This window comes from Vallitalea sediminicola (genome assembly GCF_054408565.1).
In genome coordinates this window covers 1-437 of the sequence record NZ_BTPT01000351.1, presented here as the reverse complement: position 1 = coordinate 437, position 437 = coordinate 1, and the positions used below count along the sequence as shown (strand labels likewise).

At 35.0% G+C, this 437-nt stretch carries 1 protein-coding gene; it reads left to right on the top strand.

Annotated features, from left to right (window positions below):
* Positions 1 to 437: homocitrate synthase/isopropylmalate synthase family protein (locus tag ACX6CF_RS27015; RefSeq protein ID WP_458788466.1), on the top strand; the 437-nt coding region annotated here is incomplete at both ends.

Below are 437 nucleotides of genomic sequence, written 5' to 3'. Positions count from 1 at the left end.
ACTGCCATTACAGTATTTGCAGGAGCTACGCAGGTTCAAGGAACATATATAGGTTTTGGAGAACGATGTGGCAATGCTAATTTATCAACAGTTATCGCTAATCTACAGGTTAAAAAAGAATATGAATGTATCAGTAAGGAAAAACTAGAGTTGATAACTGATATAGCTAGAAAAGTGGCTGAAATTGCTAACGTTTCCTTAGATGATAAAGAACCTTATGTTGGTAGAGCAGCTTTCACTCACAAAGGTGGAATGTATATTGATGGCGTCAACAAGGCATCTAAATCATTTGAACATATCAATCCTGAGATTGTTGGAAATGAAAGAAGATTCTTAATGTCAGAAGTAGCTGGTAGAAGTACTATTCTCAAGAAAATACAAAAAGTTGCTCCAGATGTTAAGAAAGATTCACCAGAAACAATACAGATAATGGATAG